Annotated in this window: 23 protein-coding genes; 9 read left to right on the top strand and 14 right to left on the bottom strand. The window is 70.9% G+C overall.

Going from position 1 to position 23,139, the window contains the following annotated elements; all coding sequences use genetic code 11:
• From ACZ6S4_RS02600 to ACZ6S4_RS02570, 7 genes are read left to right on the top strand one after another with little or no spacing between them, the layout of a single operon-like run.
• The gene (locus ACZ6S4_RS02600; RefSeq protein ID WP_465473192.1) at positions 1 to 801 is read left to right on the top strand and encodes an alpha/beta fold hydrolase; all 801 of its coding nucleotides are present in this window, start codon (positions 1 to 3) and stop codon (positions 799 to 801) included.
• Positions 801 to 1,610 (top strand): alpha/beta hydrolase, encoded by an 810-nt coding sequence (locus ACZ6S4_RS02595; protein WP_465473191.1) that lies wholly within the window; start codon positions 801 to 803, stop codon positions 1,608 to 1,610. The genes ACZ6S4_RS02600 and ACZ6S4_RS02595 overlap by 1 nt, the downstream gene beginning before the upstream one ends.
• Complete coding sequence (locus ACZ6S4_RS02590; protein ID WP_465473190.1) at positions 1,607 to 2,398, top strand: MBL fold metallo-hydrolase; 792 nt, start codon at positions 1,607 to 1,609, stop codon at positions 2,396 to 2,398. Before ACZ6S4_RS02595 ends, ACZ6S4_RS02590 begins: the two co-directional genes overlap by 4 nt.
• A gap of 48 nt (positions 2,399 to 2,446) precedes the next feature.
• Entirely contained in the window at positions 2,447 to 3,247 is an 801-nt protein-coding gene (locus tag ACZ6S4_RS02585) for an SDR family NAD(P)-dependent oxidoreductase (protein ID WP_465473189.1), read from the top strand.
• 35 nt (positions 3,248 to 3,282) lie between these two features.
• Positions 3,283 to 4,467 (top strand): spore photoproduct lyase family protein, encoded by a 1,185-nt coding sequence (locus ACZ6S4_RS02580; protein ID WP_465473188.1) that lies wholly within the window; start codon positions 3,283 to 3,285, stop codon positions 4,465 to 4,467.
• Positions 4,468 to 4,501: 34 nt separating this feature from the next.
• Entirely contained in the window at positions 4,502 to 5,248 is a 747-nt protein-coding gene (locus ACZ6S4_RS02575; protein ID WP_465473187.1) for an MBL fold metallo-hydrolase, read from the top strand.
• 59 nt (positions 5,249 to 5,307) lie between these two features.
• The gene (locus ACZ6S4_RS02570) at positions 5,308 to 6,135 is read left to right on the top strand and encodes a DUF72 domain-containing protein (protein ID WP_465473487.1); all 828 of its coding nucleotides are present in this window, start codon (positions 5,308 to 5,310) and stop codon (positions 6,133 to 6,135) included.
• Positions 6,136 to 6,451: 316 nt separating this feature from the next.
• Here the strand turns inward: ACZ6S4_RS02570 and ACZ6S4_RS02565 are convergent, their stop codons facing one another.
• The 3 genes from ACZ6S4_RS02565 to ACZ6S4_RS02555 form a co-directional block, all read right to left on the bottom strand.
• Complete coding sequence (locus tag ACZ6S4_RS02565; RefSeq protein WP_465473186.1) at positions 6,452 to 7,204, bottom strand: hypothetical protein; 753 nt, start codon at positions 7,202 to 7,204, stop codon at positions 6,452 to 6,454.
• A gap of 234 nt (positions 7,205 to 7,438) precedes the next feature.
• Positions 7,439 to 7,780, bottom strand: a complete 342-nt coding sequence (locus ACZ6S4_RS02560) for a hypothetical protein (protein WP_465473185.1) — start codon at positions 7,778 to 7,780, stop codon at positions 7,439 to 7,441.
• 120 nt (positions 7,781 to 7,900) lie between these two features.
• Positions 7,901 to 8,632, bottom strand: a complete 732-nt coding sequence (locus tag ACZ6S4_RS02555; protein ID WP_465473184.1) for a carbon-nitrogen hydrolase family protein — start codon at positions 8,630 to 8,632, stop codon at positions 7,901 to 7,903.
• Between the two features lie 161 nt (positions 8,633 to 8,793).
• Here ACZ6S4_RS02555 and ACZ6S4_RS02550 point away from each other — a divergent pair, with 161 nt between their 5' ends.
• Both ACZ6S4_RS02550 and ACZ6S4_RS02545 read left to right on the top strand, forming a co-directional pair.
• Entirely contained in the window at positions 8,794 to 9,339 is a 546-nt protein-coding gene (locus ACZ6S4_RS02550; protein WP_465473183.1) for a GNAT family N-acetyltransferase, read from the top strand.
• A 567-nt stretch (positions 9,340 to 9,906) separates the two neighbouring features.
• Positions 9,907 to 10,371 carry a DIP1984 family protein gene (locus tag ACZ6S4_RS02545; RefSeq protein ID WP_465473182.1) on the top strand — a complete coding sequence of 155 codons (465 nt, stop codon included), beginning with the start codon at positions 9,907 to 9,909 and terminating at the stop codon, positions 10,369 to 10,371.
• 333 nt (positions 10,372 to 10,704) lie between these two features.
• On the opposite strand, the gene ACZ6S4_RS02540 is transcribed toward ACZ6S4_RS02545, so the two are convergent.
• The 11 genes from ACZ6S4_RS02540 to ACZ6S4_RS02490 all read right to left on the bottom strand — a co-directional run bounded on the left by ACZ6S4_RS02540 (position 10,705) and on the right by ACZ6S4_RS02490 (position 23,087).
• A complete protein-coding gene (locus ACZ6S4_RS02540; protein WP_465473181.1) occupies positions 10,705 to 11,319 on the bottom strand; it encodes an SGNH/GDSL hydrolase family protein in 615 nt (204 codons plus the stop codon).
• Positions 11,320 to 11,348: 29 nt separating this feature from the next.
• A complete protein-coding gene (locus ACZ6S4_RS02535; protein WP_465473180.1) occupies positions 11,349 to 12,137 on the bottom strand; it encodes a GNAT family N-acetyltransferase in 789 nt (262 codons plus the stop codon).
• 2 nt (positions 12,138 to 12,139) lie between these two features.
• Positions 12,140 to 13,384 (bottom strand): FAD-dependent monooxygenase, encoded by a 1,245-nt coding sequence (locus tag ACZ6S4_RS02530; protein WP_465473179.1) that lies wholly within the window; start codon positions 13,382 to 13,384, stop codon positions 12,140 to 12,142.
• A gap of 9 nt (positions 13,385 to 13,393) precedes the next feature.
• On the bottom strand, positions 13,394 to 14,407 hold the full coding sequence (locus ACZ6S4_RS02525) for a GNAT family N-acetyltransferase (RefSeq protein WP_465473178.1): 1,014 nt from the start codon (positions 14,405 to 14,407) through the stop codon (positions 13,394 to 13,396).
• Between the two features lie 14 nt (positions 14,408 to 14,421).
• Complete coding sequence (locus ACZ6S4_RS02520; protein WP_465473177.1) at positions 14,422 to 15,588, bottom strand: hypothetical protein; 1,167 nt, start codon at positions 15,586 to 15,588, stop codon at positions 14,422 to 14,424.
• Entirely contained in the window at positions 15,585 to 16,814 is a 1,230-nt protein-coding gene (locus tag ACZ6S4_RS02515) for an O-antigen ligase family protein (protein WP_465473176.1), read from the bottom strand. The genes ACZ6S4_RS02520 and ACZ6S4_RS02515 overlap by 4 nt, the downstream gene beginning before the upstream one ends.
• Positions 16,815 to 16,887: 73 nt before the next feature.
• The gene (locus ACZ6S4_RS02510; protein ID WP_465473175.1) at positions 16,888 to 18,192 is read right to left on the bottom strand and encodes a lipopolysaccharide biosynthesis protein; all 1,305 of its coding nucleotides are present in this window, start codon (positions 18,190 to 18,192) and stop codon (positions 16,888 to 16,890) included.
• Entirely contained in the window at positions 18,185 to 19,903 is a 1,719-nt protein-coding gene (locus ACZ6S4_RS02505; protein ID WP_465473174.1) for a tyrosine-protein kinase domain-containing protein, read from the bottom strand. Before ACZ6S4_RS02505 ends, ACZ6S4_RS02510 begins: the two co-directional genes overlap by 8 nt.
• Positions 19,890 to 21,197, bottom strand: coding sequence for a glycosyltransferase family 4 protein (locus ACZ6S4_RS02500; RefSeq protein ID WP_465473173.1), 1,308 nt, complete (start codon positions 21,195 to 21,197; stop codon positions 19,890 to 19,892). The genes ACZ6S4_RS02505 and ACZ6S4_RS02500 overlap by 14 nt, the downstream gene beginning before the upstream one ends.
• Positions 21,194 to 22,324 carry a DegT/DnrJ/EryC1/StrS family aminotransferase gene (locus tag ACZ6S4_RS02495; RefSeq protein ID WP_465473172.1) on the bottom strand — a complete coding sequence of 377 codons (1,131 nt, stop codon included), beginning with the start codon at positions 22,322 to 22,324 and terminating at the stop codon, positions 21,194 to 21,196. Before ACZ6S4_RS02495 ends, ACZ6S4_RS02500 begins: the two co-directional genes overlap by 4 nt.
• Positions 22,317 to 23,087 carry a polysaccharide deacetylase family protein gene (locus ACZ6S4_RS02490; RefSeq protein WP_465473171.1) on the bottom strand — a complete coding sequence of 257 codons (771 nt, stop codon included), beginning with the start codon at positions 23,085 to 23,087 and terminating at the stop codon, positions 22,317 to 22,319. Before ACZ6S4_RS02490 ends, ACZ6S4_RS02495 begins: the two co-directional genes overlap by 8 nt.
• Positions 23,088 to 23,139: the final 52 nt, after the last annotated feature.

The raw sequence follows: 23,139 nt of genomic DNA, 5'->3' as shown, positions 1-23,139 counted from the left end.
ATGACCAGACCACTCAAGAGGTGGCCGCTGCTGAGCCTGTTGGTGGCGGCCGCCGTCCTGCTCGGTGTCACCGGCTCCGCGTCGGCCGCCGGCCACCGCCCTCCGAAGCCGACGGTCGTCCTGGTGCACGGGGCGTTCGCCGACGCCTCCGGATTCGCCGAGGTGATCAGAAGGCTGCAGCACAAGGGCTATCCGGTCCTCGCGCCGGCGAATCCGCTGCGGGGCGTCGAGTCCGATGCCGCGTACGTGCGCAGCGTCCTGGCCCAGGTGCCCGGCCCTGTCGTGCTGGCCGGGCATTCCTACGGCGGTTTCGTGATGACCAACGCGGCCACCGGCAACCCGAACGTGAAGGCGCTGGTCTACCTGGCCGCGTTCGCGCCGGACGCCGGCGACACCGTCGGCGGCCTGTCCACGATGTTCCCGGGCAGCAGCCTGGGGGAGGCCGCCCTGGATGTCCGCGCCCATCCGGGTGGCCTCGAGGGATACATCAAACCGGCCCTGTTCCGCGAGGTGTTCGCGGCGGACGTGAGCGCCTCCACGGCCGCCGTGATGGGCGCATCGCAGCGCCCGGCCGACCTGGCGACATTGCAGCAGCCGTCCGGCGCGCCGGCCTGGAAGACGATCCCGTCCTGGACCCTGGTGGCCCGCGGCGACCGGGTGATCCCGGCGGCCGCGCAGCGCTTCATGGCCCAGCGGGCGCATTCGCACGTGACCGAGGTGAACGCCTCGCACGTGGTGATGGTGTCCCGGCCCGGGCCCACCACCGACATCATTCTCGCCGCTGTCAAGGGAGTCTCCTGATGCCCCGATCTGCCAACGCCCCCGACACGATCGTGCTCGTCCACGGATTCTGGGTCACTCCCCGCAGCTGGGAGAACTGGATCGCCCACTACGAGGCCAAGGGCCTGCGGGTCATCGCGCCCTCGTATCCCGGCTACGAGGTCGAGGTCGAGGCGCTCAACGCCGACCCCGCACCGATTCTCGCCTCCACCGTGCCGCAGATCATCGACCACTACGAGCAGATCATCGGCGCGCTCGACACCCCGCCGATCATCATCGGGCATTCCGCCGGTGGGGCGTTCACCCAGATCCTGCTCGACCACGGCTTCGGCGCGGCCGGCGTGGCGATGAACTCCGCACCCACCGAAGGCGTCCGGGTGGTCCCGCTGTCGCAGGTGAAGTCCACCTTCCCGGTGCTCAAGAGCCCCGCGAACCGGCACAAGGTGGTGCCGCTGAGCTTCGAGGAGTGGCAGTACGCGTTCACCAACACCTTCACCGAGGAAGAGGGCCGGGCGCTGTGGCAGCGGTACGCCATCCCGGCCAACGGCGGCATCCTGTGGGGCAGTGTGCTGGCCAACTTCCAGCCCGGCCACCAGGACACCTGGGTCGACTACCACAACGACGACCGGGCGCCGCTGCTGTTCGTCTCGGGCTCCGAGGACCACATCATGCCGCCGGCGATCCAGGAGTCGAACGCCAAGCACTACAAGTCGAACACCGTCACGGAGCGCCGCGAGTACGAGGGCTACGCACACCTGCTGCCGGCCCAGAAGGGCTGGGAGCAGATCGCCGACGACGTCCTCGACTGGGCATTGACCCACGCCCGATGAGCGACCTGCGGATCACCCACATCGGCGGGCCGACCACCCTGATCGAGGTGGCCGGCTGGCGGATCCTGACCGATCCGACGTTCGACGCCCCCGGCCGGACCTACCGGTTCGGCTGGGGTACGGCGTCGCGCAAGCTGACCGGTCCGGCGGTGCCGGCGGCGTCGCTCGGCCCCGTCGACGTGGTGCTGCTGACCCATGACCACCACGCCGACAATCTGGACGACGCCGGCCGGGCGCTGCTGCCGGCCGCGGGCCGGGTCGTCACCACCGTGGCCGGCGGTCGCCGGCTGGGCGGGAACGCCACCGGGCTCGGCCCGTGGGCGACCACCGAGCTGGCGGCCCCGGGCCGGCCGGCGATCGAGATCACCGCGACGCCGTGCCGGCACGGGCCGCCGCTGAGCCGGCCGGTGGCCGGCGAGGTGACCGGCTTCGTGCTGCGCTGGGCGGGCCAGCAGCACGGCCCGCTGTGGATCACCGGCGACACCGTGCTCTGTCCGGGGGTACGGGAGGTGGCCGACCGGTTCGCCATCGGCACGACGGTGCTGCACCTCGGGGCGGTCAAGTTCGGCCTGACCGGTCCGCTGCGGTACACGATGACGGCCGCCGACGGCGCCGAGCTGTGCGAGCTGGTCAAGGCCCGCACGGTGCTGCCGGTGCACTACGAGGGCTGGGGTCACTTCAGCGAGGGCCGGCCGGCGGTCGAGGCCGCCTTCGCCGCGGCGCCGGCTCCGGTCCGGGAGAGCCTGCACTGGCTCATCCCCGGTACGGCCACGTCGGTGACTGTCTGACCCGGAATCCCGTTGCTCCACGGTCGCCGGGCGATACAGACTGCGCGGATGCCCCGACACGTCGCGCTGGTGACCGGCGCCAACCACGGCATCGGCGCTGCCACCGCCGAGGCGCTCGCAGCCGGTGGCTGCGCGGTCGTCTGTGCGTACCGGAAGATCCACGACCCGGTGGACCCGGCCGTCCCGGAGGCTTACCGGGCCGGCCGGGCCCGGACCGCCGACGCCGTCGTGGCCGCCATCCGCGCCGGCGGCGGCGAAGCGGTCGCCGCCGACGAGGACCTCACCGATCCGAAGGCCCCGCAGCGCCTGTTCGACCTGGCCGAGGCCACCGTCGGCCCGGTCGACATCCTGATCAACAACGCCACCGGCTGGGTGCAGGACACCTTCAGCCCGCAGACCCTCGACCAGCACGGCCGGCAGATGCAGCCCGTCACCGTCGCCACCTGGTCGCAGCAGTTCGCCGTGGACGCGATGGCACCGGCGCTGCTCATCGCCGAGTTCGCCCGCCGGCACGCCGCCCGCGGCGCGACCTGGGGGCGGATCGTGGGCCTGACCTCCGGGGCCGAGCTCGGCTTCCCGCAGGAGGTCTCGTACGGCGCCGCGAAAGCCGCCCAGACCAACTACACGATGTCCGCCGCCGTCGAGCTGGCTCCGCTGGGCATCACCGCCAACGTGGTCCATCCGCCGGTGACCGACACCGGATGGGTGACCGACGCGGTCCGCGACTTCGTGGCCCGGAGCACGGCCCTGGTGAACGTCGCCACCCCCGCCGAGGTGGCCGAGGTCATCGCCTACCTGGCCTCGGACGCCTCCGCGCTGATCACCGGCAACGTGATCACCCTGCGCTGACGGTAGATCCGTCCTGAGCAGGGTATCTGCCCGGGGTGACCGACCATGCCATCGACGTCGACCAGCCGCTCGCGCCGGACACCCCGGCCGCGCCGCACAGCGCCAGCGGGGAGGCGGTGCGCACCTTCGACCTCAGCGCCGTCGCGCCGCCCGCCCGGCCCGCGCGCCGGTGGACACCGCGGCGGGTGGTGGCCACCCCGGCCGCCTACGACCACCCGCACGGGCGGCGGATCATGGCGCTGGTCGAGGCCCGGGGGATCGAGGTCGAGCGGCTGCGGGCCAACCGGCTGACCGGGGTACGCGGGGAGACCGACCGGGAGACGTACGCCCGCGCGAAAGCCACCATGGCCATCGTGGTGAGCCCGCCCGCCCGGCGCACCCTGCAGCCGATCGCCCCCAGCGCCGACTGGCGATTCGACCTTGCCGAGGGCTGCCCGGCGCACTGCCAGTACTGCTACCTGGCCGGCTCGCTGTCCGGTCCGCCGGTGACCCGGGTGTACGCCGACCTGGACGACATCCTGGCCGGTCTGGCCGCGTACGAGGGGCGCGGGACGATCACCAGCCGCCGGGCCGCCCGCCGCGACGAGGGCACCACCTTCGAGGCCTCCTGCTACACCGACCCGCTGGCCCTGGAACATCTGACCGGCAGCTGGCGTCGCGCGGTCGAGCACTTCGGGGCCTGGGACGCGCCGGTGCAGTTGCGCTGGACGACCAAGTTCGACGACGTCGCCACGTTCGTGGGGCTGCCGCACGCCGGGCGTACCCGGGTCCGGCTCAGCGTCAACTGCGCGCCGGTCAGCGACCGCATGGAGGGCGGCACGAGCCGGGTGGCGGACCGGCTGGCGGCGTTGCGCAAGCTGGCGCTGGACGGCTATCCGGTCGGCCTGACCATCGCGCCGATCATGCCGGTCGAGGACTGGCGCACCCACTACGGCCTGCTGCTGGACCAGGTGGCGAGCGCGGTCGAGGGCGTACCGGGGCTTGATGTGACCGCGGAGCTGATCACCCACCGCTTCACCCCGGGCAGCAAGGAAGTGCTGCTGGGCTGGTACCCCCGCACGAAGCTGGAGATGGACGAGGAGTCCCGCAGCCGCAAGCACGGCAAGTTCGGCGCGGTGAAGTACGTCTACCCGGCCGGGACGATGGCCGAGCTGCGCGGCTGGTTCGAGGCGGAGATCGCGGCCCGGCTGCCGTCGTGCCGCATTCTCTATTGGACGTGACCCTGGGTTGACCGGCCTGTTTCAATCTGTGGTCATGGGGAATCTGTCGCTGTCTCGCCGCCGGCTGCTGTTCACGGCCGGGGCCGGCGCGCTCGGTGTGGCCGTGCTCGGCTCGTGCTCCTCGGAGTCGTCCGCGCCACCGGGGCCGGCCGCGTCGTCGGAGCAGCCCGTCCCGGCCGCCAGTGGCGCGGTGGCCGGCGACTGGCGGCGGGTGACCATGTCCTACGTGGCCGCATACATCCTGGTCCGCAACGGTGAGGCGGCGATCGTCGACCTGGGCACCGCCGGTTCGCAGTCGGCGATCGAGGAGGGCCTCAAGGCGGCGGGCGCGGGCTGGTCGTCGGTGAAGCACATCGTGCTCACCCACCTGCACGACGACCACATCGGCGGCCTGTCCGAGATCGCCCCGCTCGTCAAAGCCTCCATCTACGCCGGCTCCGGCGACCTCTCCTCGATCATCTCCGACAAGCCGCTGAAGCCCCTCGCCGAGGGCGACGAGGTCTTCGGGATGCGCGTCGTCGAGACCCCGGGCCACACCCTGGGCCACATCTCGATCTTCGAGCCGGCGACCGGCGTCCTGGTGGCCGGCGACGCCCTGCGGACGAGCAACGGCCTGGAAGGCTCCGCACCTCAATACACCGCCGACGAGGCCAAGGCCAACGCCTCGGTCCGCAAACTGGCCGCCATGGACATCAAGGCGATCCTGCCCGGACACGGCGAGCCGCTGACGGCCGGCGCCGCCCAGGCGCTGCGGACATTGGCGGCCGGCCTGCCCGCGTGAACCGGCCGGTCCGGCGCACCGCCTACCATTTCGGCATGCGGCTTCACGTGGGATGCGCGATGTGGTCACTGAAGTCCTGGCAGGGACGCTTCGTGGCGCACCCGCTGCCGTCACGCGAGCGGTTGCGGGCGTACGCCGGCTGGTGCAACGCGGTCGAGGGCAACACCACCTTCTACGCGACGCCGGCCCGCGACACCGTGCAGACCTGGGCGCAGCAGACCGACCCGGACTTCCGGTTCATGCTCAAGCTGCCCAAGGTCATCACCCACGAGCGCCGCCTGGTCGCGGCCGAGGACCCGCTGCGGATCTTCCTGAACGCGATCGAGCCGCTGGGTCCGCGGGCCCACGCCCTGTGGATCCAGCTGCCGGGATCCTTCGGCCCGGCCGACGTCCCGGCCCTGGAGACCTTCCTGCGGCAGCTGCCGACCACTCACCGGTACGCCGTGGAGGTCCGCCACCCGGCCTTCTTCGACGACCCCCGCGCGACAGCGCAGCTCGAACGCGCCCTCGCTCTTGTGGACGCGGAATGGGTGCCGTTCGACACGACCGTGTTTTTCGCGAAGCTTCCGACCAGCGCGGCGGAGCGCGACGCCTGGACCAAGAAGCCCCGCCTGCCGCGCCGCTCGCAGGCCCTCACCGACCGGCCGATCATCCGCTACCTGGGCCGGGACGCGGTCACGGAGACGGTCGAGGGCTGGCAGCACTGGGTGGACGTGACCGTCGGCTGGCTCCGCGAGGGTCGCGCGCCGACGGTGTTCGTGCACACGCCGGACAACGCGGATGCGCCGCAGTTGGCCCGCCGTTTCCACGACGCGGTGCGGGCCCGGGTGCCGGAGCTGGAGCCACTGCCCGAGCCGGAGCCGATCGAGCCGCTCACCCTCTTCTGAGCGAACCCCACGTGCCTGACGGTCGTCGCAACACCTGACTCGTCCCGGGGGGCTGCATTGTCCAGGCCCCGTCGCCTCATGGCGCAAGGCACCAACAACAGCGCGCTGTATCGGCCGGCTACTTGTCTGAGTATGAGCGCATCAAGATCGCCGAGCTGTGCTACCTGCTACACGACTGAGAACCCTGCCCAGCAGTTCACCCGCATGCTCGCTGAAGCCGCATGATCAGGCGTCCACTTTCGCCGACGAGAGTGCACGCGGCGCGCGCCTCTTCCTTCAGACGATTGAGTCGAGTCGTACGCCCTCGGCCAAGTGCCTAGTCGCTTGAATACTCATGTCGTGCATGGGTGAACAACCGATCAAAACGCTCAATGAAGTTATTTACCACTTCCCGGTTGTCGGTGCCCGTGGCACCGATAATGTTCGCTTTGGTGAAGCGTACGCCCGTACGGTCAGTCGGGTCCGCGATGTACATCCCCCACAAAACCATCTGGTCATCGAAGATTATCTCGTACTCCGTCGGAAGATTCGGATCGCAGCGGATCTCGAGACTGGCGATATTGTTGCGGGCGTGCCGGTCCTTCCAATCCTGCAGGACTGATTGAATGTTCGTATCCAGCCCTTTCGCGGCGCCCTTACCGGGTTGGAAAACCATGACATCACACTTGTCGATGACGAAGCCATGATTGAAGATTGCCTGCTGAATGACCTGGCTGGTGACCGCACGGATCCGCACTCGACTCACCGCAGGGCAGCGCCTGGCGGCAATCTCGAAGGCTTGCTTGAAATCCAAGGGTTCGAGCTGCGCGTCCAAGGAATCAGAGAGCCGCCGCGCCTGCGCGGTAAGCGCCGTCACCTCGCTCTGAAGGCCGTCCAACGAGCTCTTGACCTCAGAGTAGCGGGTCCACGTATAGACGGTAGATATCGCCATCAGTCCTAGTATGAACCCCAGTACCCGGCTCAAGTCTGCTTGCTTCGGCACCCAGGCGTCGAACACTCCCCAGACGAGGCCGAGCGTTAGAACTGCCGCAAGGCACAGATAGGCGAGCAGCCTTTCCAGCGTTCGCATTTCGCCCTCAACTCATAGCAAGTCTACAGAGCAGACATACAAATATGCCCGTACGCTCGTACAAGATAGCATTGACAAACGGCTAACCGCCGGTGCGATTCGTTTACGGCTGCCAGGGGTCGGCTCTGTCAGAGCACAGTGGCAAGTTTGTTATATCTTGCACCGTATTGCCGTAACTTAAGGCGTCGCCGACGTACTGTTCCGCCGCGATTCGCGCTGTCGCGTTGTCCGGTGCTACGCCTCGGTTGTGGAGCGCCACAGCGCAGTCGCCCGGTGACGAGTCGTCTGTGAGAACTGGAGTGAGTCTTTCGCCGTGGCCAGGGCATCGCTCGTCGTGGCATCGAGCGGCCAACCGGCCTCCAACCAGTCGAGGGCAAGCGAACGCCAGTAATCGCTCCAGGCTGTGAGGGCAAAGCACACCAGGGCGGTCAGCACGCTTCGATCGGCGCGGAGTTCGGGCGATGCGGATAGGACGTCGTCCGCGCTGCGCTCCAGCACCGGCAACAGCCACACCAGCCGTTCGCCGGCGGGATACACCAGTCCGTCCGCCGACCCTAGGATCAGCCATGTGCCCACGCCGCTACGGTTGAGAACCAGTCCGTCGTCGTTGACAACGAGAACGGCACGCGGTTCATGCCGAGGATCCACGCCGAGCATCCTGTCATGCCGCGATCCGCGTACCGGCTTGTGTATGCGCTATGGCTGGCGAATCTCGGCTATCACCATGCCGGTGAGCCCAGGCGGGACCTGAGCGACCACCTGGCCGGCGGGATTGATGACGCAGGTCGGGCCGAGGCCCACTCGGGTATCGTCCCGGTCGCCGGTGACGTCGGCCGATACCAGCCACATGCCCGTCTCGTGGACACGCTGTATCCGGATATCGTTGTGGCGGTGCTGCCACCACAATGCTCTGTCCCGGCGCATCATGTTCTGCGCCGGGACGAGCAGCACTCGCGCCCCGGCTGCGGCGACTGCGGCCGCGGCTTGCCGAAACTGGGTGTCGTAGCAGATGTTGATGCCGAAGCGCACGCCGCCGCAGTCGAAAACCGGATAACCGTCGCCCGGGGTGAACACCGCTTCCCCGCTGGTCAGGAATGTTTTGCGGTAGCCACCGAGGATGTGTCCGCCCGCGATGACCAGCGCTGTGTTGTAGTACCGGTGGTTGTGTCGTTCGATGATGCCCAGGACCAGCAGCTGGCGCACTGTGGCGAGCCGCGCCAGGACCGCGGCGAACTCGGGTGATTCCGCCTCGAGCGACTGGGTCTGCACATGCTGGTCGGTAACTAGATAGCCCTGCAGGAAGCACTCCGGGAACAGCAGCAGATCGACCCCTGCCGCGTCCGCCTGCCCGGCGAAGTCGCGAACGACGCGCACCGCCGCATCCACATCGCCGAGAATCTCCGGCGTCTGGCACGCACCGATCAGCATCAAGCGAACCTATCGGCCGCAGAATGCCTCCGGCGGCAGGCTCAGCCGCACGGCTCGCATATGCCTGAGCCGGCCGGCAGACGGCCGGGCACGCGCGTAGCCGCAAGGAGGTGGGACATTCCGGTTGCGGACGGCTTCAGTCGAGCAGCAAGCTCACCGACATGTTGCCGACGACGATGCCCTGCCTGACGCAGCCTCCCGCATGTCTTCGGGCTTTCCGATGGGATGACGCTCCGCTGATCGCATCTGTTGCGGCGGACCCGCTCATCCCGTTGATAACGTCCGTGCCGTCGTCGGGCACCAGCGAGGCGATCACCGCTTATCTGCGACGCCAGCGTCAGCGACTCGACGAAGGATCCGGCTACTCGTTCGCGATCGCCGACGCCGAAACTGATGTCGCCGTGGGCAGCATCGGCCTCTGGACCAGCAACGTTTCCACCGGGCGAGCGTCCACCGGCTACTGGATCGCACCCGAGTACCGGCGCCGCGGATACGTCAGCACTGCGCTGCGGATCCTCACGGCCTGGGCCAGCTCGCTCGAGGACATAAAGCGGCTGGAGTTGTTCGTGGAGCCCTGGAACGAAGGATCGTGGCGAGCCGCGGAAGCGTGCGGGTATCAGCGGGAAGGGCTACTACGCAGCTGGCAGCAGGTAGGGGCCGAACGAAAGGACATGTACGTCTACAGCTTCATCCCTCGCCGCAGCTGATCAACTCCCATGCCACGCCGAAGGCGCTGGGTGCTCTTTCTCGGAGCAGGTGCCGAATCGCGGGAGGGCACGCGCAGTTGTGCACTGATCTGCCGCGTAAAGGGCGGTGGCTCGTCCGCAGGCTGTGATGCACCGCGAGAGGTATGACCGCCTTCTCTTGTGATCCTCCAGCAGAAGATCCGCGCTACGTCTTGGTGCGGACTCGCCGCCGGCATCCTGGTGCGGGTCCTCGACCTCTCCAGTAGGGGCGACCGGTCCTCGGTGGCGGCGCTCTCGGGACAGCGTTCATGCTGTTCGCGGTGCCGGAGCAGGTCGCGATGCGGGATGCCCACAAGGTCGGAGGGCCGACAGGAAGCGTCGGATGTCCATCATCCCGACCGGCGATCTGACCGCGACCGAACATGCCCGGCTGCTGGCCGTCCTCCGTTCGCGCGGTACGGCGCTCGCGCACGCGCCGACCGTCTGAAATATCTGCCGGCGCTGCTGTCGCGCCACCACCGAAGACCAGCCACCGCACGCCGATGGAATTCGGAGGCGACGCCGATCTTGGATGGCCATACTGCTCCCATGAAACTTGCCGAAGCTCTCGCGCTGCGCGCAGATGCGTCGCGCCGTGCCGAACAGCTCCGCTCTCGCATCACCAGCAGCGCGCGCTTCCAGGAAGGCGAGGCTCCGGCTGAGGACGCAGAGTTCCTGCTCGCCGAGGCGGGCGAAGTGCTCACTGAGCTTGAAACGCTGATCAGGCGAATCAACCGTACCAATGCCGCGACTGTGGTTGAGGGCGGCACACTGACCGACGCGCTTGCCCGGCGAGACGTCCTGCGCCTGCGCCACAGTATGGTCACGTCCGCAGCTGACGCCGCGGCCGGTGAGGGCCAGCGCGGATACCGGCAGCTGCGGTCCGAGCTGAAGATGATCCCGGCGCTACCGGTCGCTGAGCTGCGCCGCCAGGCCGACGATCTTGCCCGGCAGGTACGGGAAGTGGACACGCTGATTCAGCGGGTCAACTGGGAGGTCGATCTGCTCGACTGATCGACGCGGAGCAGGTAACCGACGTGGAGGCGTGCGCAAACCCGAGAGCCGGCGGGTAATCCGGTTCACGCCTGGCGCGCCGGGGGCAGGCGCGGGGGTTCGATTCCCCGACTCACATTGCATGCCCAGCACGCGGCACAGGTGACGGCGCACAGGGCACGGCACACCACCGAGCGCAGATCCACGACGGCGAGGGCGGGATCGGGGAACTCCGCGTCGCTTCATGAATGGAACCATGCCGCTGAGCTCCTGCGGTCCACAGGCGCCCTCATCTGCCGCGGGGCGCGCGGTTCGTTCACCAGCAGTGTTGCGTCGGCAGGCTGACCGCGTACCTCAGCCTGCGCGGCCGGCCAGAGCCGCCGCAGCCGCAGCCCGCACCGCCGGGGCCAGCGACTCCGCAATCACCGCATAGCCGGCGCTGGACGGATGAAACCGGTCCGCACTGAACAAGCTCGCATCCACCGCGAACGCGTCAGCCGAACCCACCTCGATGTCCGCGACCCGAGCCCCGGCATCAACCGCGGCCCGGGTCTGAGCCTGCCGCATCGCCGCGCTGGCCGCCCGGACCAGCATCCGCGTCTGCGGCGGCACCCACGGCACCACGCTCAGATCCGGCGCCGGAGCCACGACCACCTCCGCGCCGGCCGCGCGCAGCGTCCGGACGGCGTCACCGAGGCTCGCCGCGGCCTGCGCCGGCGGCACGAAGTGCGTGAGGTCGTTGGCACCGATGATGATCAACGCCAGCCCGGGACGCCAGGTGGCGGCGCTGCGGGCCTGGCTGTGCAGGGCCTGGCTGCGGGCGCCGGGGACGGCGAACACCCGGCAGTCGGTCGTGATGCCGGCGGTGGCAAGGTCGGCGGACAGCCGCGCGCCGATGGTGTCGGCTTGGCGGGCGGCGCCCTGCCCGTACGCGATGGAGTCGCCCAGAACGGCGAAAGCAAGGGTCACGCTGTGGTACAACACCTCGGCGCGGCGATCTATTGCGGCGGCGTCCACTGGTAGTGCGTCGAGGTGGTGATCTCGTGGAAACCGCACCGGCGCAGGATCGGCGCGCTGGCCGGGGACGCGTCCACGTGCAGCAGCCGGAAGCCGCGGGCGACCGCCTCCCGGGCCCGGAAGGCGATCATGGCGCGGTAGAGACCGCGTCCCTGCCATTCCGGCAGCGTCGCGCCCCCGAGCAGCGCGACGAAGTCGGTGCCCGGATAGTACGTCGCGATGGCGGTGCAGACGATCCGGTCACCGGCCTCGGCGACCAGGATGGTGATCAGGCCGGGAGCGGCCGCCACCCGGGCGCCGAGGTCGGCCGCGACCCAGGAGCAGTCCTCCCCGATCACCTCGGTCTGGTGGTCGGCGAAGCGGCGCAGGTCCTCGGCCTCGCTGACCCGCCGCAGCACGACGCCGTCGGGCAGCACCGGCTCGGCGGCCACCTCCTCGGCGTGACCGAGCAGCACGGTTGACGGCTGCTCCGGCTCGAAACCGGCCGCGACCAGGCGTTCGGGCAGTTCCGCGGGTAGGTCGTGGGCCGCCAGCTTCCATTCGACGCCCTGGCCGCGGGCCCGGAAGTAGTCCCGTTGCCGGGCGATCAGCCGGTCGAGCTCGACGCCCCGGACGCCGACGTCGCGGGGCGTCCGGATCCGGCCGACGTGCGCGCCGACGATCCGCAGGATCGGGCCGTCGTACTCGTAGGTCATGCCGGACGGGACGGTGCCGTGTGCCATCCGCATCTGCTCGTCGTAGGCGGCCAGGAGAGCGGCGGTGTCGACCATGGTCACATGGTGCCGGACCCGACCCGGGCCGGTGGGACCCGGCGGCGGACCGTCGTGCTCGCCGCGGCCAACGCGGGCCGGCGCCGGGCCCGGTGCCAGCGCCGCCCGCTCAGCGTCCAGCGCAGCAACGCCCGCGGCACCGCGCTCTGGGTCGCCACGTGCAGCAGGTACCGCCACATCGGGTATTCGCCGCGGCGGTTCGACAGGGCGTACGAGAACTGCTTGGCCGGCAGGTCCACATAGTCCGGCACCCGCTCGAACCATTCGCTGCTGGCCTTCGCCGCCCGTTGCAGCGGGGCCAGCGCCGTCTTGCGGCGGTGTTCGTAGCGTTCCAGCGCCACCGCCAGGTCGTCGCCGCCGGCCACCATGTCGGCCAGGGCCATCGCGTCCTGCATGGCCAGTTTGGTGCCCGAGCCGATCGCGAAGTGGGTCGTGTGGGCCGCGTCGCCCATCAGCACCACGTTGCCGTGGTCCCAGCGCTGGTTGGTCAGCCGGCGGTAGTTCAGCCAGCCGGTGCCGCCGACCTCGGCGCGCTGGTCGATCAGCGGTTGCCCGCCCAGGTGGTCGGCGAAGATCTCCTGCAGGCGGGCGCAGCCCTGCACCGCGTCGAGGCGGTCCAGCTCCAGCCCGGCCCAGGTCTCCGGCGCGCACTCCACGATGAACGTGCTGGTGCCGTCGTCGAACGGGTAGGCGTGGTACCAGATCCAGCCGGCCGCGGTGCGTTCGAAACCGAACGTGAACGTGTCGAAGACGTGCGGCGTACCCAGCCAGATGTACTTGTTGCGGCCCGTCTCGATCTCCGCGCCGAAGTGCTCGGCGTGCTGGTCGCGGATCTTGCTGCCGGCGCCGTCGCAGGCCACCACCAGATCGGCGTCGGGGACCTCGGTCAGCTCGTCGCGGTAACTGATCTCGACGCCGAGCTCGACGGCGCGGGCGGCGAGGATGTCCAGCAGTTTGTGCCGGCCCAGGCTGAAGCCGTACCCGGCCAGGTGGGTGACCGCCTTGCCGGTGGCGCGGACCTCGTACTCGTCCCAGCGGCAGGCCGCCTCGGCGATGCGTCCGGCGCTGACCGGGTCGTAGCGGAACAGGTCGTCGAGCAGGTCGTCCCAGAAGACCACCCCCCAGCCGTACGTGACGCCGGCCGGGTTGCGTTCCAGCACGGTGACCTCGTGCGCGGGGTCGGCCAGCTTCGCCAGCACCGCGAAGTACAGGCCGGCGGGACCGCCGCCGATGCAGGTGATGCGCATGCCGGGCTCCTAACGGTAGGGCGGGAAGGTGGCGGACAGGTCGTCCGGGTCGGTACCGGGCCGGCGGTCGGCCACCAGCCGGCGGTACGCGTCCGGGTCGGCGACGATCCGCCAGGTGTGGAACGGGTGCCGGCCCGGCGAGAAACCGGCCTTGTACGAGAACAGCGAGTCGTTGCTGCCACCCTTGCCCCCGCCGAGGTGGAACACGGTGTCGCCACGGCTCTTGCACCACCGCCGTACCTCGTCGTACAGCAGCTCGTCGGCGTACCGCCTGGGGGCCCGCCGGGTCGACGACACGTAGCCGGTGGCGATGCCGTCGTGTTCGAAGAACGTGTTGCCGCCGACCACCTCGTCGCCCTCCAGCGCGACGGCCAGGTGCATGCGGTCGCCGACGGCGTCGTGCAGCGCGGCCAGGTGCTCGCGGGTGAAGAAGTAGTACGACGACGCGCCGACCCGCCGCATGTTGTCGTGGTAGACGGCCACCCATTCGCCGAGCCGGTCCCAGTCGTCGAAGACGATCCGGGTGCCTTCGCGGCGGGCGCGGTTGATGTGGTTGCGGTGGTCGCTGCGGGTCTGGGACCACATCTCGTCGAGGCTGACGGTCAGGTCCATCGAGACGGTCTCGCCGTGCCGGACCACCGCGCCGAAGCGTTCCAGGGTGCTCAGCGGCGCGTCCAGCAGCGGGTGCATCCGGACGAACGCCGTCACGATGCCCTCGGCGCGCAGCGTCTCGCGCATGGCGGCGCAGGCCCGGGCCCAGAAAGCGGGGTCGCCGGCGGCGATCGGCGCGGGATAGCCGTACGGCGAGATGGCGTCACGCAGCTCCGAGCCGGGCACGTCACGCAGGATCAGCGGCAGGAGCAGCCGGCGGCCCTCCTCGGCGTAGTGGAAGGCGGTCGGCGCACCGCCGTAGAGCTTCGCGTCGAGCTCGACGTACGCGGGCTCGTGGTACATGTCGTGCGGGGTCTGCTGCAGTGCCTCCTTCCACTCGCGGGCTGTCGGGTCCACCAGCGAAGCCTTCATCTCCGATTGCCTCCTTACGACCGCAGGATCCGGGCGTTGAGCGCCATGTTGGCGGCGAACTGGTCGTTGACGACCTGGTGCTGCTCCAGGCGCAGCTGCACGGCCGCGTCGTAGCGGCCCAGTTTCACGAAACCGTCGGAGAACCAGCCGTTGTCGGCGCCGGTGCCGTCCACGAAGTTGCGGTAGGTGGTGCCGCCGGGCCAGATCACCTTGGTCAGCAGCGCACCGAAGGCTGCCATGTCCGCGCCGGTCCAGGGCCGGCCACGGTCACGGGCCTCGACGACGTACGCCATGACGCCGTTGGCGTGGCTGACGTCCTGCCCCGGCCGCCGGGCCGAGCCCCAGACGTCGCTCCAGAAGTACGCGGTGGGCTCGGCGGGGTTGCGCCGCAGCTGGCCGCGCAGGCTCGCGCCGCTGCCGGGCAGGTGCAGGTCGATGTTGCCGACCACTTCGAGGTACCGCTTGCGGCGCGCGGGGTCGGTGGTGATCCGGGACAGGTTCAGCCCGATCAGCGCCCAGTGCGCGGCCATGTGGGTGCGCTCGCGGTAGATCGAGTCGCGGGCTCCCCGTGCGTACCATTTCTCGAAGATGTGGGTCTCCGCGAAGGTCAGCAGCCGCTCGTAGCGGGCGCGGTACGCCGGATCGCGGTCGATCTCAGGGGTTTCGCGCATGGCGAGCAGCAGCGCGGTCCCGTAGCGCCAGAAGTAGCTCTCGTAGAGCGGCACCTCGTTGCCGCCCTGCCCCGAACTGCTCGACGCCCAGCCGCGGTAGTCGTCGTGGAACCGGCTGTCCGGCAGCGACGACGAGGGCCGGGCCGAGGCGGCCACGTTCTCCACGAACTCCAGGGCCCGGTCGAGGTAGCGGTGCTCGCCGGTGGCCCGGAACATCGCGATGCAGGAGTCGACCGAGTAGGACAGGTCGTAGTGGTCCCAGCTGTCCGCCGACCGGCTCAGCGGCAGGCTGTTGTCGGCCATGTAGTCCCAGCTCTGCAGGAACACCGACGCCCAGTGCGACACCGGCTTGAGCTTGACCGTGAGATCGGGTCGTGGTGCGGCCGGCGGCGCCGGCAGCGGCTCCATGATGGACGGTACGTCGGTGCGCGGTGGCGCGCTCGCGGCGGTCAGCGAGGCGACGGCGAGCAGCAGCACCGCCCGGCGGCCGATCCTGGCGTGCGCGGTCATGACGACACCGGCTCTCTGACGGGTACAGCCAGCTCGGAGGTCACCGGGGCCAGGGGGACGACCGCCGCGGCAGCTGCCATGGCCGCGAACAGCCAGGCCAGCCGGGCATCGTAGTAGTCACCGGAGAACAAGCTGCTCAGCGCGACGAACACCGCCGCCGCCACGGCCAGGCCGGTCAGCTGCGGGCGCACGCCGCCGCCGCGCACCGTACGGGTCCACAGCACGATCGCCGCGGTCAGCAGGCCGATGCCGATCAGGCCACCCTCGGCCGCGACGCCCAGCACGTAGTTGTGCGGATATTCGACGCCCTGGTTGACGCCGATGAGGCCGTAGAAGCCGTCCAGTCCCGCGCCGGCGAGCGGGTGCTCGACGGCCAGGCGCCAGGCGGCCGCCCAGATGTCCGTACGGTCGGAGAGGTAACGCTGCTGCACGGTCTGCTCGACGAACCGTTCCTGGAACAGGTTGGTGAAGGCGGGCGGCGCGAACGCCCACACGGTGGCGGTGGCAAGCACCAGCACGGCACCCGCGGCGACGACCGGACCCGTGCGCAGCCGGCCGCGGATCTTGAAGAGCGCGGCGACACCGACGGCCACCCCGGCGAGCAGGCCGGCCCGCGAGCCGGACAGCACCGCGGCCAGCAGGAACAGCGGGATGACCAGCAGCGGCAGGATGCGCCGGGTGATCAGGAACAGGGCCACCGCGCTGATCACGCCGAGGATCTCGATGCGGACGAAGACGTTGGGACCGCCGCCGAACGCGGAATAGCGGCCCTGGTCGCCGGGGCCGTTGATGAACAGCGCGGCCAGGGCGAAGATGACCGCCGCCACGAAGAACAGCAGGAACGTGGTGCGGATGACCACCGCCGGGTCGCCGATCGTGTAGACGTAGAACGCCACGGTCAGCACGCCCAGCAGGATCAGGTCGAGCGTCTGCGGGCCGACCCGGGAGGCCTGCGGCGCCCACAGCCCCGAGGCGATCTGGAAGAGGAAGAACAGCACGGTCGTCACCAGCCAGCCCTCACGCCGGTGCCCGCCCAGCACGCGGGGCCGCCGGGCGACGTCGACCGCGAGCACGACCAGGGCGATTCCCAGCCCGATCACCCGCAGGTCGACCCAGGCCAGGTCGAGGAAGCCGGCCCGGTCCAGGGTGAACCGCCCGCCGATGGCGACCAGGATCATCACCAGGCCGGGGGCGAGAAAAACGCGCGGATTCCGCAGCCAGCTCATTGCCATCGCCTCCGCTGCGCTCCGGCGATGACATTCGTCCGGCGCAGAGTTGATGATTCGCTCGCAAGCTCGCTCATGGGGCCACCCGCGCGATCCGGTCCCGGGTGATCCGGCTGGTGACGAGCGCGAAGAGCAGGCAGGCGCCGTAGCCGATCAGCGAGCCGTACGCGGCGCCGAGGATGCCCAGCGACGGGATCAGCAGCAGGTACGCCGCGAAGCTGACCGCGAAACCGGTGATCTCGGCGGCGGACACCAGCCCGCTGTAGCCCCGGGCGATGAGCAGGCCCAGGCTGATCCGGGAGACGGCGTAGAGGCCGGCCGCGGCGACCAGCGGCAGCACGACGGCCTTGGCCGGGGCGTACTGCTCGCCGAAGACCGGCACGATGAGCAGGTACAGCCCGCCGGCCGCGATCGGGGCCACGACCAGGCAGTAGACAACCGCGGCGAGGACGATCGGACGGGTACGCAGCGCGCCCTCGCGGTGGCTGGCCCGCCACTTGCCGAGCCGCGAGTCCGCGTACGCGCGCAGCGGCCAGGCCAGCAGCTCGGTCATCGTGGCGACGCTGGCGTACAGGCCGAGGGCCGAGGTCGAGGCCAGCACGGGCAGGGCCAGCCGGTCCGACCTCAGCATGGCCATGTTGGACAGGGCGGCCGGGAAGAGCGCGAGGCCCTCCTGGCGGACCGTGCGGTTTTGGGCCAGCGGCGCGGCGGCGGGAGCCGGCAGACGCAGCCACAGCACCAGGTAGGCGACGGTCGGCACCACTCCGGAGAGCAGGTAGGCCAGGATCCACACGGCCGGCTGGGTGGTGCCCGCCACGAACAGCGTGACCAGCAGGGCCAGCAGGAGCAGGGATTCGATGATGCGGGCGTACAGGAAGTCGCGCACCCGGCCGACGCAGATCGCGATGGCCCGGGTCGCCAGGCTCGAGGCCTCCGCGGCCGCGTAGGCGATGATCAGGGTGACGACCACCGGCCCGGGGTTGAAGCGTTCCGGGGCCAGCGCGGCGAAGGCGGCCGCAGCCGACAGGGCCAGCCCGCCGGGCACGACGAGCAGCCGGGCGTACGCGCGGACCGCCGCCGCGGGCGTGACGTCGTGGTAGCACGCGACGAAGCTGCGTTCGGTGCCCAGCAGCAGCACCTGGGTCGCCAGGTACACGACCTGCAGGATGAGGGCGACCTCGCCGCGCCCGGACGGGCTCAGGGCGCGGACCATCAGGATGTTGGCCGCCAGCGCGACCCCGCCGGTCAGCAGCTGGGAGGCGACGAGCTTGACATAGGGCTCGCGCAGCTGGGCGAGCAGCCAGGCAGACGGGCCGCCGCGGCGTGGGAGAGCGAGCCCCGCCTCCGGCGCGGCGCGCTCCGCCTGCAGCTCACTCACCGGGCTGCGACTTCTCGTCCGGGGTCCGCTGGGCCGGCAGGTGCGGCGGCTCGGAGGGGCCGGCCGCGCCGGAGTCCTCGGCCGGCTCGATCACGACGGCGGGCTGAGCGGCAGCCGGTTGGGCCACGACGGGCTGGGCCACGACCGGCTGGGCCACGACGACCCGGGCCTGGCCGCGGGCCGCGGCCGCCCCGGCCGCGTCGCGCGGGTGCGCGGCGGCCTCCTCGGGCGTGCCGACGGTCGCCTTGACCACTTGGGCCCGGCCCCGCGCGGTGCCGCCGGCCGGCCGGGTGGCCACCGTCTGGTCGGCGGCGTCGGCCGGGCCGGCGAACTCGTCGTCCTGGCCGGTCGCGCCGAACAACTGGGTGACCAGCTCCGGATCGGACGCGGCCGGCACCTCAGCGCTGCGGTGCCAGGCGCCGCCGGTGGGCAGCTTCTTCGGCAGAGCGTTGAGCACCGCGCCGGCGAGCCGGGCCCCGACGCGTTCCAGCAGGTCCATCGAGCGCTCGACGTCGACCGTACGGGTGCGGTTGGCCCGCACCACCAGCAGCGCGCTGTCGGTCACCTTGCTCAGCACGGCCGCGTCGGCCACGCCGTGCAGCGGCGGCGCGTCCACGATCACCACGTCGAAGCGTTCGGTGAGGGTGCGTACCGTCGCGCCCAGCCGCGGCGACGCCAGGATCTCGCCCGGATCGGGCGGCTGCTCGCCGGAGGGCAGCACCGTCAGCCGGCCGTCCAGCGAATCCTGCAGCACATCGGGCACCTCCGCGCTGCCGGCCAGCACGTCGGACAGCCCGAGGCTGGTGTCCAGGGCCAGATAGCGGCCGACCCCGGGGCTGCGCAGGTTGGCGTCGACCAGCACCACCGTGGCGCCGGTCTCGGCCATGGCGATGGCCAGGCCGCAGGCGACGGCGGTGGTGCCCTCCTTGGGCTGGGCCCCGGTGAGCAGCAGAGACGTGCCGCGCCCGGCATCGCGGTGCATGCCGGCGACATCGGGCAGCAGGCTGCGCAGTCGCCGGAACGCCTCCGCGAGCGCCTCGTCCGGATGGCCGTTGCGCCCGAAGCGGCCGCCGAGCGAGATGAGGCCGACCGTGCCCAGTCCGAGCCGGCGCAGGTCGTCCTCCTCGCCGATGGTCTTGCGGGTGGCCTCGCGGACGGCGACGGCGACCGCGCCGATCAGCAGGCCCAGCACCGCGGAGAAGCCGATGTTGCGGACCAGGTTGCCGGGGACCTCGGTGGTGACCGGGTTCTGCGCGATGGACACCGACGGGGTGGGCCCGTCGGTGGGGGCGGTGCTCGGCGGATCGAGCTGCTTGGCCAGGCTCACCAGCGACGTGGTGGCGGTGGTGACGATCTCCTTGCTGCGCTCGGCGGACGCGTCGGTGGCCGAGACCACCAGCAGGTCGGTGCCCTCCTGCACCTGCGCCGACAGGCTGGCCTGCACCTGCGCGGTGGTCATCGGCAGCTTCAGCTTGGTGATCACGCTCTCGGCCACCCGGGGACCGGTGAGCAGCACGATGTAGGAGTTGAGCCGGCTCGCCTTGGCGTCCGGGTCACCGGTGCCGGTCGTCACGAACAGCACCATCGACGAGCGGTAGGCCGGCTGGGCGGTCAGGCTCAGGCCGGCCGCGGCGCCGGCGGCGAGCAGCACCGGTACGACGATCCACAGCCATCGCCGCCGGCAGGCCCGCACGTACTCACGCAGTTCCACTCTGGTTCTCCATCGTCACGCCTGCTCCGACAGGGCCGCGGCGACCCTGCTTCCGGCCGGCCGCCGACCGGTTCAGTACGGCCTCGAACTGCGCGAACAGCAGATCGCGGGAGAACCGCTCGACGGCGAGCCGATGGGCCGCCTCGCGCGCCTGCTTGAGCCACAGCTCGTCGCGGAGGTGCGCGGCCAGCACCGAGCCCGCCTGCTCGGCGTCGTACGGGTCCAGCACCAGCCCCGCCCCGGTCTCGGTCAGCAGGTCGGCCTGCCAGCCGCCGTAGTTGACGGCGATCGGCCGGGACGCGGCGAGCGCGTCGAAGAACTTGTTGGCCGAGTTGTCCCACAGGGCGCGCACCGGCCTGACGAAACTGCTCGACATGGTCGCCGCGCCGAGGATCACCGGCAGGTCGGCCTTGGGGACCTTCTCCCACATGTGCACGGTGCGGTCGAGCAGCCCGTACTCGGCGGCGAGCCGCTTGGTGGCGTCCCATTCCTTGCCGTGCCCGACGATGAGCACCTGCGCGTCCGGGTCGGTCCGGCCCATCCTGCGGGCCGCCCGCACCAGGTATTCCACGCCGTTCACCGCGCCCAGGGCGCCGGTGTAGACGATCAGCGGCCGGTCGCCGAGCCAGCGGTGCTCGTCGCGGAACCGCTGGACGGCCTCCGGGGCCACGTCGAACAGCGCCAGGTCGGCGGCGTTGGGGATGACGGTGGTACGGGTGCCGGGCCGGCGGGCGGTGACCCCCGCGGCCATCCCCGGCGAAAGGGCGACGACGTCCTCGGCGTTGCGGTAGGCGAAGTTGGCCAGGGCCCCGGCGAGCCGGCGGGCCAGCGGGTTGCGCAGCACGCCCATCTCGATCGGCACCTCCGGCCACAGGTCGCGGACCTCGAAGACGAACGGCACCCGGCGCAGCTTGGCGGCGACGACGCCGGGGACGGCGACGGTCAGCGGGGTGCTGGTGGCGAAGACCAGGTCGGCCTTCAGCGCGGTGGCCCTGGCCGCGGCCAGGACCATGAACTCGGCGAAGGCGCGCAGCCGCCGGGCGAAGGACATGTTGTTCGAGTAGGGCACGGAGAACCAGTGCACCTGGATGCCGTCGTCGTCGGTGCGCCGCCAGCCCAGCGACCGCTTGCCCGGCGTGATGTCGGTGGTGATGACGTGCACGGTGTGGCCCTGGGCGACCAGCCGGCGGGCCTGCTCATAGGAGCGGATGCCGCCGGTCATCGTGGGGTTGCAGTAGTACTGGTGGATGTAGACGATGCGCATCCCGCCGGCGTCCCTTCGCTGCGTGGTCATCGGGCCACCGCCCGCACGGCCGCGACGACGCGTTCCCGGTCGTGGTCGGTGAGGGCGGAGCCGCTGGGCAGGCACAGCCCGCGGCGGAACAGATCGGCGCTGACGGCGCCGCCGCGCATGACGCAGTCGCGGAACACCGGTTGCAGGTGCATCGGTTTCCAGGCCGGCCGGGCCTCGATGTTCTGCCGGCCCAGGTGCTCGATGATCCGGTCACGGTCCGCGCCGAACGTGCCCGCGTCGACCAGCAGGCAGGTGAGCCACCAGTTGGGCACGCCGTAGTCCGCCACCGGCATGAAGGTCAGGCCGGGCAGGTCGCCCAGCGCGGTGCGGTAGAACCGGGCGGTCCGCCGCCGGGCGGCGATGAGCTCGCCGAGGCGCTGCACCTGGCCGCGGCCCACGGCGGCCAGCAGGTTGCTGAGCCGGTAGTTGTGGCCGACGGCCCGGTGCTCGTAGTGCGCGACCGGCTCGCGGGCCTGGGTGGCCAGATACCGCGCCTGGGTCGCGATCCGGCCGTCGTCGGTGACGAGCATGCCGCCACCACCGGTGGTGATGATCTTGTTGCCGTTGAACGACAGCACCCCGGCCAGCCCGAACGACCCGGCGGCGCGACCCCGGTACGACGCGCCGAGAGCCTCCGCCGCGTCCTCGATCAGGGCGACGCCGTAGCGGTCGCAGGCCACGAGCAGGGGCTCGTAGTCGGCGCACTGGCCGTACATGTCGACGGCGATCACGGCCCGGGGCAGCTGGCCGCGGGCGGCGCGCACGCGCAGCTCCTCGGCGACCAGCCGGGGGTCGACGTTCCAGGTGTCGGCGGTGCTGTCCACGAAGACCGGCCGGGCGCCGAGATACATCACCGCGTTGGCGCTGGCCGCGAAGGTGAACGAGGGGACCAGCACGGTGTCGCCGCGCCGGACGCCGGCCGCCATCAGGGCCAGGTGCAGTGCCGCGGTGCCGCTGCTGAGCGCGACCGCGTGCCGCACCCCGACCAGCTCGGCCACCTGCGCCTCGAACGCGTCCAGGTCGGGGCCGACGGGGGCCACCCAGTTGGAGTCGAAGGCGTCGAGCAGCAGCTTGCGCTCGACGTCACTGACGTCGGGCGGGGACAGGTAGATCCGCGCGTCAGTCATGGACGCGGGTCCGTACGGCCCAGCCCGGCCAGGCCGGGTGCAGGCCCTGGCGCTGGATCCACATCGGGGAGTCGCCCGGGTGCATCGCGTCGCGCAACGTGGTGGCGAAGCTGCGGTAGCCCGCCTCGCGCACGATGCGCAGGTCACGCTTGCCGAAATCGACGGCGGGATTGCCGTACGGTGCGGCGAAGTCGCGCACCTCGACGCCGAGTTCGTCCTCGATCTCCCACTTCGAACCGGCGATCTCCCGGCGCGCGGCGTCGTCACCGGCGTCCGCCAGCCGCGGATGGGTGACGGTGTGCGAGCCGAAGCGGTGCCCGGCCGCGGCCAGGTCCCGGCAGTCCGACCAGGTGAGGTTGCCCGGCTGGCCGACCAGCCCGGAGGTGAGGAAGAAGGTGGCCGGCACATCCAGCTCGGCCAGGATCGGGGCGACCACGTCGCGCCAGCTGAGGTGCCCGTCGTCGAAGGACAGGCAGAACATCGGCCCGTCCAGCGGGCGGCGCCCGGCCAGGACGTCCAGCGCGTCGTCCCAGGAGACCAGCGGGCCGAGCCGGCCGAACGTGCGCAGGTGCCGGCGCAGGTCGCCGGCGTACTCGGCCGGGACGTCGTGGTAGAAGGGGAAGTAGAGCCCGGCGGTGGTCGGCAGCCGCTTGAACATCCCGGCCGGCGCCAGCACCCGGCCCTGGACGCGGGGGCGGGCCCGCAGCTTGCTGCGCAGTCCGAGCTCGTTCAGCCGTCGCTTGACGGTGGTCGGCGATCCCATGTTTCTCCCACCTGCGCTCGTCGACTTCTCCTCGTCCCGTTCACCCTGACAA

The sequence above is a fragment of the Actinoplanes sp. NPDC051405 genome, from assembly GCF_055586185.1.
This window is presented reverse-complemented; position numbering and strand designations above follow the sequence as displayed.

Coding starts and splice junctions, on each gene's coding strand:
- ACZ6S4_RS02600 (WP_465473192.1), top strand. CDS start 1: ATGACCAGACCACTCAAGAGGTGGCCGCTGCTGAGCCTGTTGGTGGCG.
- ACZ6S4_RS02595 (WP_465473191.1), top strand. CDS start 801: ATGCCCCGATCTGCCAACGCCCCCGACACGATCGTGCTCGTCCACGGA.
- ACZ6S4_RS02590 (WP_465473190.1), top strand. CDS start 1,607: ATGAGCGACCTGCGGATCACCCACATCGGCGGGCCGACCACCCTGATC.
- ACZ6S4_RS02585 (WP_465473189.1), top strand. CDS start 2,447: ATGCCCCGACACGTCGCGCTGGTGACCGGCGCCAACCACGGCATCGGC.
- ACZ6S4_RS02575 (WP_465473187.1), top strand. CDS start 4,502: ATGGGGAATCTGTCGCTGTCTCGCCGCCGGCTGCTGTTCACGGCCGGG.
- ACZ6S4_RS02570 (WP_465473487.1), top strand. CDS start 5,308: ATGTGGTCACTGAAGTCCTGGCAGGGACGCTTCGTGGCGCACCCGCTG.
- ACZ6S4_RS02565 (WP_465473186.1), bottom strand. CDS start 7,204: ATGCGAACGCTGGAAAGGCTGCTCGCCTATCTGTGCCTTGCGGCAGTT.
- ACZ6S4_RS02555 (WP_465473184.1), bottom strand. CDS start 8,632: ATGCTGATCGGTGCGTGCCAGACGCCGGAGATTCTCGGCGATGTGGAT.
- ACZ6S4_RS02550 (WP_465473183.1), top strand. CDS start 8,794: ATGTTGCCGACGACGATGCCCTGCCTGACGCAGCCTCCCGCATGTCTT.
- ACZ6S4_RS02545 (WP_465473182.1), top strand. CDS start 9,907: ATGAAACTTGCCGAAGCTCTCGCGCTGCGCGCAGATGCGTCGCGCCGT.
- ACZ6S4_RS02535 (WP_465473180.1), bottom strand. CDS start 12,137: ATGGTCGACACCGCCGCTCTCCTGGCCGCCTACGACGAGCAGATGCGG.
- ACZ6S4_RS02530 (WP_465473179.1), bottom strand. CDS start 13,384: ATGCGCATCACCTGCATCGGCGGCGGTCCCGCCGGCCTGTACTTCGCG.
- ACZ6S4_RS02525 (WP_465473178.1), bottom strand. CDS start 14,407: ATGAAGGCTTCGCTGGTGGACCCGACAGCCCGCGAGTGGAAGGAGGCA.
- ACZ6S4_RS02520 (WP_465473177.1), bottom strand. CDS start 15,588: ATGACCGCGCACGCCAGGATCGGCCGCCGGGCGGTGCTGCTGCTCGCC.
- ACZ6S4_RS02515 (WP_465473176.1), bottom strand. CDS start 16,814: ATGAGCTGGCTGCGGAATCCGCGCGTTTTTCTCGCCCCCGGCCTGGTG.
- ACZ6S4_RS02500 (WP_465473173.1), bottom strand. CDS start 21,197: ATGACCACGCAGCGAAGGGACGCCGGCGGGATGCGCATCGTCTACATC.
- ACZ6S4_RS02495 (WP_465473172.1), bottom strand. CDS start 22,324: ATGACTGACGCGCGGATCTACCTGTCCCCGCCCGACGTCAGTGACGTC.
- ACZ6S4_RS02490 (WP_465473171.1), bottom strand. CDS start 23,087: ATGGGATCGCCGACCACCGTCAAGCGACGGCTGAACGAGCTCGGACTG.